Here is a 9,861-nt window from a genome sequence, read left to right on the forward strand (position 1 = left end):
GCGAGGAGCGGCTCGCCGCTCTCGCGCATCGCATACGCGAGCCCCTGTACCTCGTCGCCAGGCGGTCCGACGGGCTGCGCGGCCTGGCGACCGAGGCCGAGCTCGCCGGGACGGAGCCGGACTGTGCCGTGATCGGCACGGTTCCGGCCCTGTATCCCGAGTGGTTGGGCGACCGCTCGTTCGGTGAGGCGCACGGGGTGCGGTTCCCTTATGTGGCCGGCGAGATGGCCGGCGGCATCGCCGGCACCCGCTTGGTCACCGCGATGGCGCAGGCGGAGATGCTGGCGTTCCTCGGTGCGGCAGGAGTCGGATTTCCGGCGCTGGAACGGGCGTTGCACGACCTCGCAGCGGCGCTCGGCGGCCGGTCCAACTGGGGCGTCAACCTCATCCACACGCCCTCCGAGCCCGCGCGGGAGGAGCAGGTCGCGGACCTGCTGATCAGGTACCGCGTGCCGCGGATCTCCGTCTCGGCATTCGCGGAGCCCACGCCCGCGGTGGTGCGGTGCGCCGCGACCGGTCTGCGTGCTGACCACGCGGGCCGGGTGGTGCGCCGAACCGCCGTCTTCGCCAAGGTCTCCCGACCGGAGGTCGCGGAGCCGTTCATGGCGCCGGCACCGGAGCAGCTGCTCCGACTCCTGCTGGAGCGCGGAGAGCTGACGCCGGAGGAGGTCAGGCTCGCCGGTCGAGTGCCGGTGGCCTCGGACGTCACCGTGGAGGCGGACAGCGGCGGGCACACCGACAACCGCCCGCTGATCGCGCTGCTCCCCTCGTTCCTGGCCCTGCGGGAAGATGCCCGACGCAAGTTCGGTTACGCCGAGCCGGTGCGGGTCGGCGCGGCCGGCGGTCTCGGGGATCCGGCTTCCGTGGCGGCGGCGTTCGCGCTCGGCGCCGGCTATGTGCTGACCGGTTCGGTGAACCAGATGGCGGTCGAGGCCGATACCTCGGACGAGGCGAAGGAGTTGATCGCCGGCGCCGACCTGGCGGATGTGGCGATGGCTCCGGCGGCGGACATGTTCGAGCTGGGTATGAACGTGCAGGTGCTGCGGCGCGGCACCCTGTTCGCGCCCCGGGCGGGGCGGCTGCGGGAGGTCTACCGCCGGCACGGTTGCCTGGAGGAGATCCCCGAGGAGGAGCGGACGGCGCTGGAGCGCGACGTGTTCCAGGCCCCGCTCGATGAGATCTGGACGAGCACACAGGAGTACTGGCGGCACCGTGACCCGGCTCAGTTGGCTCGCGCGGCGGTAGACCCCAAGCACCGGATGGCGCTGGTCCTGCGCTGGTACCTGAGCCACGCGAGCCGCTGGGCTGTCAGCGGCCAGGCGCAGCGCCGCGCGGACTTCCAGGTGTGGTGCGGGCCCGCGGCGGGCGCGTTCAACCGGTGGACGGCGGGCAGCTTCCTCGCGGAGCCGGGCAGCCGTACGGTCGTGCAGATCGCCCGGAACCTGCTGGAGGGCGCCGCGGTCGTGACCCGCGCGCACCAACTGCGGACCTTCGGCGTGCCGTTGCCGCCGCAGGCCTTCGCCTTCCGGCCACGCCCACTCCACTGAGCCAGCCGCTTCACCGATCCATTCCGTCATTGCATCCCCGGGGGACACCAGCCATGCCAGCCAGCGAAGTTCCGGCCGCACTCGCGCCATCGGTGCCGATCGCCATCGTCGGCATCAGCGCGGTGATGCCGGGCGCCGTCGACGCGGACGCGTTCTGGCGCAACGTCCTGGAAGGCCGGGACCTGCTGACCGACGTCCCGCCGAGCCGCTGGCTGCTGGAGGACTTCTACGACCCCGACCCGGCCGCGCCCGACAAGACGTACGCCAGGCGCGGCGCCTTCCTGCCCGAGGTCGACTTCGACCCGATGGCCTTCGGCCTGCCGCCGAACAACCTCCCGGCCACCGACACCGCCCAGCTGCTCGCGCTGGTCGCCGCCGAGCGGGTGCTCGCCGACGCGGTCGGCTCCCGCGCAGGTCTGCCCGACGGCGACCGCGTCAGCGTCATCCTCGGCAGTGCCTCGCTCGAACTGCTCGGTGAACTCGCGGCGCGCCTCGGCCGGCCGCTGTGGCACCGCGGGCTGCGCCGGCACGGGCTGAGCGAGGAGCAGGCGCAGGCGCTCTGCGACGACATCGCGGCGCAGTGGGTGCCGTGGCAGGAGGCGAGCTTCCCGGGGCTGCTGAGCAACGTCGTGGCCGGGCGGATCGCCAACCGGTTCGACCTGCAGGGCTCCAACTACACGGTGGACGCGGCCTGCGCGAGCTCGCTGGCCGCGCTGTCGGCGGCTGTCGACGACCTGGTGCTCGGTCGTGCGGACCTCGCCGTCACCGGGGGAGTGGACACGCTCAACGATCCGATGATGTTCGTGGCGTTCAGCAAGACGCCCGCGCTCTCACCCACCGGCGACTGCCGCCCGTTCGCCGAGGGCGCGGACGGCACGATGCTGGGGGAGGGGCTGGCCCTCTTCGCCCTCAAACGCCTCACCGACGCCGAACGCGACGGCAACCATGTCTACGCCGTGATTCGCGGCGTCGGCTCGTCCTCCGACGGCCGCAGCACCTCCATCTACGCGCCGCTCGCCACCGGGCAGGCACGGGCGCTGCGGCGCGCGTACGCGGCGGCGAACTACGGCCCTGGGACGGTGGGGCTCGTCGAGGCGCACGGCACCGCCACCGCGGCCGGCGATCTGGCCGAAGTCGCCGCCCTGCGAACGGTGTTCGAGAAGAGCGGACGAGCGGACCGGCAGTGGTGCGCACTCGGGTCGGTCAAGTCCCAGATCGGCCACACCAAGGCCGCGGCGGGCGCGGCCGGGCTGCTCAAGGCCACCCTCGCCCTGCAGCACAAGGTGCTGCCCGCCACCATCAAGGTGGACCGGCCCAACCCCGAACTCGCCCTGGAACAGAGCCCGTTCCATCTCAACACCACCACCCGGCCGTGGGTGCACGGCGCGCAGCACCCCCGGCGAGCCGGGGTCTCCAGCTTCGGGTTCGGCGGCACCAACTTCCATGTCACGCTGGAGGAGTTCGTGCCGAGCGGTGACGGCGGCAGCCGACCGGCGCCGCGCAGCCTGGCTAGGCCCACCGAGCTGATGGTGGTCTCCGCCGGCTCCCCGGGCGAACTCCTGTCCAGGTGCGGCGAATATCTAGCGAAGGCCGAGGAGGGGAGCGCGCTGCCGGCTCTCGCGCGAGCCTCGCAGCGGGAGTTCAAGGCCGGGGACGAGGCACGGCTCGCCGTGGTCGCCACCGATGCCGCGGACCTGGCCGCGAAGCTGCGCCGGGCCCTCACCCAGATGCGCGAGAAGCCTGACGCGCCGTTCGCTTCACCGGGGATCCACTACGGCCGGGCCCGGGGCCGGGGCGGTGTCGGGCGGATCGCCTTCCTCTTCCCGGGCCAGGGATCGCAGTATCCGGGCATGGGAGTCGACCTCGCCGTGCACTTCCCGCAGGCCCAGCGGGTCTGGGATCGGATCGACCGCCTGGCGCTGGGCGACGTCCCGCTGTCGCAGGTGGTGTTCCCGCCCGCCGCGTTCACCGACGACGAGCAGGCGGCGCAGCGGGCGCGGCTGACCGCCACCGAGTGGGCACAGCCAGCCATCGCCGCCCACAGCCTGGCCCTGATGGAACTCCTGGAGGACCTGGGGCTGCGGCCGGACTGCGCGGCCGGGCACAGCTTCGGCGAGCTGCTCGCGCTGCACACCGCGCGCGCCTACGACACCGACACCCTGCTTCACCTGGCCCGCCGGCGCGGCGAGTTGATGGGTGAGGCCGCCGGCGTTCCAGGCGCGATGCTCGCAGTCGACGCCACCGCGAAGGACGTGACCTCGCTGATCGCCGGATGCGGCCTGGACGAGGCGTGGATCGCCGGCCACAACGGGCCGCACCAGGTGACGGTATCGGGAAGCAGTGAGACGATCACGGCTCTGGAGGCCGCCTGCGGCGCGGCCGGTACGGTCGCCCGGCGGCTGGACACGGCCACCGGCTTCCACAGCCCGCTGGTCGCCGCGGCCGCCGAGCCCCTGCTCGACCACCTGCGCACCGTGCCGGTCCGGGCGCCGCTGATCGACGTGTACGGCAACGCCGACGCGGCCCGCTACCCGGTGCATCCCGACACCGTACGGCAGTTGGTGGCACACCAGATGGCAGAGCCGGTCAGGTTCGCGCAGATGATCGCCGCCATGTACGCCGACGGGGTGCGCACCTTCGTCGAGGTCGGGCCAGGCAACGTACTGACCGGCCTGCTTGCGCGCATCCTGGACGGCTCCGACCACCTCGCCGTCAGCCTCGACCGCGCCGGCCGGCACGGCGTCACCAGCCTGCACGACGCGCTCGGCCGGCTCTCGGCCGCAGGCGTCCCGATCACCTTCGACGCCCTCTGGACGGCCCACGGGCCCGAACGCGAGGAGCCCAGGCCGCTGTCGGCCGCCACGGTCAAGATCAGCGGCGGGAACCTCGGCAAGCCGTACCCGGCCACGATCGATCCCGATCCCGCCGTGGCACCGATCACCATGACCCCCTGGCTCATCGAGCCACCCGCACCGACGACCGTGCCCCGGGGAGAGCCGTCGCAGCCGGTGCCGCCGCGGCGTCCCGCACCTGCGATGCTTCCGTCGCCCGGGCCGGGCGCGGCGAGCGCGGACCTGCTCACCGCGCTCGTCGAACTGCAACGGCAGACCGCCGACGCCCATGCCGCCTACCTGCGGACGGCCGAGCAGTCGGTCACCGCGCTCACCGCGCTGCTGGGCACGGGAACAGAGTTCACCACGGCTGACTCCGGCGGCGGGCCGTACTCCAGTTCGCCCGTCATGTCGGCGCCCACGGCCGTGTCGCTCGGGCCACTCGCGCCACCTGTGGCGCAGCCGCCCGTGCCGGCACCGCCCGTGCCGGTGCCGGGTGGGCAGCCGGCCGAGCCACCGACGCCCCGTGCCCCGGCCTCCGAAGCGCCGGACGACATCGAAGCGCTGGTCCTGTCGGCCGTCTCCCAGCACACCGGATACCCGGTGGAACTACTCGGCCTCCAGATGGAACTCGACACCGACCTCGGCATCGACTCCATCACCCGGGTCCAGATCCTCGCAACCCTGCGCCCTCTGGTCCCCGCACCCGCTGCGGCCGCTGAGACGGGCCTGGCGGGGCTGATGGCCCTGCGGACGGTGGGCGACATCGCCGACCGGATCCGCGAACTGGCCGTCGACGAATCCGCCCCAGAGCCGGTACCGGCTCCCGAACCGGCGCCCACCTCGGAGGCGGGGGAGATGCCGCTCACCAGGATGACGCCATGTCAGGTGCGGTCCCAGCGTGACGGCTCCGCCCTACCCGGCCTGGGCCACGGAACCGTGGTGATCGTCGACGACGCGGACGGCGTCGCGCCAGCCCTCGCGGACGAACTCACCGCCCGCGGCATCCCCGCCGAAGTCCGCACCGCCGTGCCACCGCAGGCCGCAGCCGTGGTGATGCTCGGCGGGCTGACCAAGATCGGCTCCCCCGAGGAGGCCCTGGCCGTGCAGCGCGCGGCCTTCCACACCGCGCGCGCGATCGCGCCGCACCTGTCCGCCGAAGGCGGCGTCCTGGTGACCGTCCAGGACACCGGCGGCGACTTCGGCACCACGGCAACGGACCAGACCCGGGCCTGGCTGGGCGGCCTCGCCGCGCTGGCGCGCACCGCCGCACGCGAATGGCCCAAGGCCTCGGTCAAAGCCATCGACTGCGAGCGGGCAGACCGCGACGCCCGCACGATCGCCCGCGACCTCGCCGACGAACTGCTCCTCGGCGGCACCACCCAGACCGTGGGGCTCACCGCCGACGGCCGAAGGCTTACCCCGGGCCTCGCCGAGGAACGCCTCGCACCCGGTCCGCTGGCCGACCTCGGCGCCGACCCCGTGATCGTGGCGACCGGCGGGGGACGCGGCATCACGGCGGCCGCGCTCCGCGGGCTCGCCGGGAGGTACCGCGCCCGCTTCCTCCTCCTGGGCCGGACCGAACTCCTCGACGAGCCCGCCGGCCTTGCCGCCGCCACGACCGAGACCGACCTCGCCCGCCTCCTCGCCGTCACCGGACCCGCGGGTACCGTCCCGACTCCCGCGCAGCTGCGTGCGACGGTCCGTCAGGTGACATCCGGCCGCGAGATCCGGGCGACCCTCGCCGCGCTCGAACAGGCCGGGTCCCAGGCCCGGTACGTGGCCGTCGACATCCGCGACCGGGCGGCACTGACCGCCGTACTCGACCGGGTGCGGGCCGACTGGGGACCGGTCACCGGCGTGGTCCACGGAGCCGGGGTGCTGGCCGACAAGCTGATCGCGGAGAAGACGGACGAGCAGTTCGACCGTGTCTTCGACACCAAGGTCGAGGGCCTGCGCGCGCTGCTGGCCGCCACAGCGGACGATCCGCTGCGGCTGCTGCACGTCTTCTCCTCCGTCTCGGCGGTCTTCGGCAACGCGGGCCAGTGCGACTACGCGATGGCCAACCAGACGCTCCATCAGGTGGTGCTGGCTGAGCAGGAGAGGCGGCCCGACTGTCAGGTGCGGGCGCTGATCTGGGGCCCCTGGCAGGGCGGCATGATCACCCCGGCCGTGGCCGAGCACCTGCGTGAGCAGGCCGTCGCGCTGATCTCCTGGCAGGCCGGTACCGACGCCTACCTCGCGGAGACGAACGACACCACGCCCGCCGTCCTGGTGATGCTGACGGCTGGCGCCCGTCCCGACGCCGCAGCGGAGGTCTCCGGTGACCACCAGGCCCGCTGACACCGCCCCATCTGAGGTACCCGAGCGGCCTGCCCAGACCATGGGCCGCGCGCCGCAGCTGCCACCCGTTCTCGCCACCCCCTCCGCCCCGCTCCCGACGCAGCCGGGGACCTCGCCCACGGCCCGCCCGTCCACCGCGCGCGGGCTCGCCGCCATCACCGCACAGCACCGGCGCACCACCGAACTCCACCTCGCCTTCCTGCGCCAACAGACCGGCCTGTACGAACAGTTGGCCGCCCTGCGACCACATCCCGAGCAGCTCACCACCGCTGTGGAGGAGACGGTCCTCGACCCTGAGGCCGCGCCCTGGCTGCTGGACCACCGCCCCACGTGGACCGTCCCGACGATGCCGATGATGTCCATCGTCGATCACCTCGCCACCGCCACTGCCCGTCACAGCGGACGACCCGTCAGAGCCATCCGCGACCTGCGGATGCGACGCTGGCTTCCGCTCCCCGGTCCGGTCCGGCTGCGCACCACCGTCACCGGCCCCGCCGACCGTCCCACCGCCGCCCTGGCCCTGTGGTGGGAGGCCAAGGACCCGGCCCTGTCCCGCTACGCCGATGTCACCACCGCGCAGATCGAGACCGGCACCTGGGACACCCGGCGCCCGGAACGCTTCGCACCGCTCACCGACCCCCGCACCGCACCCGACCCGTACGAGAGCGGCGAACTCTTCCACGGGCCCAGCTTCCAGTACCTCGTGGCGCTTCGCTCCGGTGCCGAGGGCTCCTCCGGCATCCTCGACGCCGATCACGGCAGCGTCCCGCACGGCCTCCTCCAGCCGGGCCTGCTGGACGCCGCCACCCACGTCATCCACCAGGCGGGCCTGGGCAACCCGGGTGTCGCACGGCCCACGGGTCTGCTCGGCTTCCCCCACCGCCTGGCCTGGCTGCGCGTCTTCGAGCCCCTCCCGAAATCCGGCCGAATCGAGGTCGAGGCCCGGTTCAGCGGGTTCGAGGACGGTCAGCCGAGCATGCCGGTCTACGACGTCCAACTGTGCGGCCACGAGCGCGTCCTGGTCGACTTCCAACTCGTCCTCGTGCTCCTGCCTGTCGACGCCATGACCCGGACCGCGCCCACGCTGCGCCGCGCCTACCTGCGTGACCGCCAGTACGTGCCCGAGTTGCTGCTCTCCACCACGGCTGGCGGGACGACCACCCTGCGCCGCGTAGACGTCGAGGCCCTGGACACCCCGCCCGGCGCGGCCGCCGTCCTCTACGGTCTGCCACCGGGCCCACCCAGCCGAGACCAACTGGCCCGCATCGCGGCCAAGGAACACGCGGCCCGCCGCCTGGCCGTGCACCCCGGCCACGTCGAGGTCGACAACGAACTGCGCACCGCCCGCACACCGGCCGACCCCGCCGGCACCATCCCGGCCGGCACCATCCCGCTGGACGTTCGCTGGGACCGCGACACCGCCACCGTCACCGATGGCCCCAAGGAGAAGCTCGCGTGAACGGACCGACGATCCTGCTGACCGGCGGCTCCGGTGTGGTCGGATCGGCCCTGCTCCGGCACCTCCAGGGCCGTGCCGTCGTCACCCTGACCCACCGCAAACCCCTCACCGGTGACACGGTCCGTGGCGACATCACCCGTCCCTGGCTGGGACTGGACCCCGCCGACTACCGGGCGCTGGCCGCCCGCGTGGACGTCATCGTCCACAGCGCCGGCTCCGTCGACTTCGGCGCGGCCCCTGACCGGCTGCACGACCTCAACGTCCGCGGCACCGGCCACGCCCTGCACTTCGCGGCCGACGCCGACGCCCGGCTGGTGTACGTCTCCTCGGCCTTCGTCGCCCGCACCGACGCCTTCGCTCGCATCGAGCAGCAGTCCAACGGCCGGACCATCACCCTGGGCGCCTACGCGCGCTCCAAGACCACTGCCGAGACGATGGTCCGCGAGTCCGGCCTCCCCGCCACCATCGCCCGCCTCTCCACCGTCATCGGGGACTCCGGTACCGGCCGCGTCGCCCGCCTCCAGGCCTTCCACTACCTGGTCGGCCTGGCCATGAACGGCATGCTTCCCTTCCTGCCCGCCGAGCCCGGCACCTGCGCCGACCTCATCCCCCAGGACACCGCCGCCGCAGCCCTCGCCGCCCTGGCGACGACAGACACCGACACGGGAAGCGGCGAGCACTGGATCACCGCCGGCCCCGCCGCTCTGCCGATCAGCCGCGTCATCGACATCGGCCTAAAGGTTGCCGACGAATGGCTGCGCCGCGACCCGACCCGGGCCCAGATGACCGCCGACGTGTTCAAACCCCTCCTCGTCAGCCCGCAGACCAGCGCCGCCGTCATCGACCTGGTGCTCGCCCACGCCGGGCCCCAAGCCCAGCCGAGCCTGATCAGCCACCTCACCGGTCTGATGGCGGCCTTCAACGGAGCCGATCCCTTCCCCACCTCCCTCGGCACCATCCCCGGCGGACCACCCGCCCCGACCGAGACCGCCGTCGAATCCGCCCTGACCGCCATGTGCCACCATCTGGCCGGCTTGCCGAAGGAGATCTGGAGCCCGTCCTTCTGACCTGACATCACATCCCTCGCCAGCTCACTCGCCGACCGAGCCGCGGCTGGGGGCGGGTGGAGGCAGCTTCTGGAGATCGCGCCCGCTGACGGTCCGGTGCCGCCCGGCACAGCAACCGGGCGACACGTCACGATAGGGCGAACGTTGCATGAAGCGGCACTAGGTCAGCCGGTCGCGATTCTGCGCGGCGCCGGTGCGGACGAGCGCGGCGAACTGCGCGCGGCTGTGGTGTTGGTGTCGCTCAGCTGTCTCCTTCTCCTGTTCCTCCTCGTCGTCCGGCTCCTCGTCTTCCTCGTCGAGTTCGGCGTACTCGTCGTGGAGGAGTCAGAAGCCGTGGATGCCGGTGAGGAGGCAGGCGCAAAGGGTCCCATTCGATTCGGTGCAGATGGCCGGCCACCCGTGCCTTGCCGCGCGGGGACAATGAGCGGAGACCGCTCATTGTCCGACCCGCTGCTGGGGGTCAAGGGGTCGCAGGTTCAAATCCTGTCGTCCCGACTTGCAAAACTGCAGGTCGCAGGCCGTTTCCGCTTCTGGCGGGAGCGGCCTTTTTGATGTCCGGTCAGCTGGTGGTCGCATGGTGGTCTCCGGGCCACATCGGCCAAGCACCTGATGGT

Annotated in this window: 5 protein-coding genes; all 5 read left to right on the forward strand. The window is 72.8% G+C overall.

Annotated elements, in window-relative coordinates:
- The coding region (locus UK12_RS30510) for a PfaD family polyunsaturated fatty acid/polyketide biosynthesis protein (protein WP_045306447.1) at positions 1–1,547 on the forward strand (1,547 nt) is incomplete at its 5' end.
- Positions 1,548–1,600: 53 nt separating this feature from the next.
- Positions 1,601–6,721 (forward strand): type I polyketide synthase, encoded by a 5,121-nt coding sequence (locus UK12_RS30515; protein ID WP_045306448.1) that lies wholly within the window; start codon positions 1,601–1,603, stop codon positions 6,719–6,721.
- Positions 6,702–8,180, forward strand: coding sequence for a polyketide synthase dehydratase domain-containing protein (locus tag UK12_RS30520; RefSeq protein WP_156179025.1), 1,479 nt, complete (start codon positions 6,702–6,704; stop codon positions 8,178–8,180). Before UK12_RS30515 ends, UK12_RS30520 begins: the two co-directional genes overlap by 20 nt.
- The gene (locus UK12_RS30525; RefSeq protein ID WP_045306450.1) at positions 8,177–9,247 is read left to right on the forward strand and encodes an SDR family oxidoreductase; all 1,071 of its coding nucleotides are present in this window, start codon (positions 8,177–8,179) and stop codon (positions 9,245–9,247) included. Before UK12_RS30520 ends, UK12_RS30525 begins: the two co-directional genes overlap by 4 nt.
- 144 nt (positions 9,248–9,391) lie before the next feature.
- The gene (locus UK12_RS30530) at positions 9,392–9,799 is read left to right on the forward strand and encodes a hypothetical protein (RefSeq protein WP_156179026.1); all 408 of its coding nucleotides are present in this window, start codon (positions 9,392–9,394) and stop codon (positions 9,797–9,799) included.
- Positions 9,800–9,861 lie beyond the last annotated feature (62 nt).

It is taken from the genome of Saccharothrix sp. ST-888 (genome assembly GCF_000955975.1).
Taxonomy (GTDB): Bacteria; Actinomycetota; Actinomycetes; order Streptomycetales; family Streptomycetaceae; genus Kitasatospora.